This window comes from Kitasatospora putterlickiae, assembly GCF_039527695.1.
In the GTDB taxonomy this organism is placed as follows: domain Bacteria; phylum Actinomycetota; class Actinomycetes; order Streptomycetales; family Streptomycetaceae; genus Kitasatospora; species Kitasatospora putterlickiae.
Map to the genome: position 1 here is coordinate 11,838 of NZ_BAAAKJ010000227.1, position 264 is coordinate 12,101.

The window sequence follows — 264 nt, forward strand, 5'->3', positions numbered from 1 at the left end:
GACTCATGGCCGACCGGCCCGCTCGGCTGGACACGGAAGCCCGGGCCAGAACCGGTTGGGGCACACGATCACGTACTGCCCCGACCACCAGGTGTCCGAGACCCAGCACGACCACACCACGTCGACCCCACCGGCGAGTTGCTCCCCTGCGATCCGACCACGCTCCGCCAACGGCACCCAGCCGTCCCCCTCGGGAAGGTGCTCCCGGTATCGCCCCGCCAGCCATGTGACCGCATCACCCACGGCCGCCCAGGTGCCCCGCAC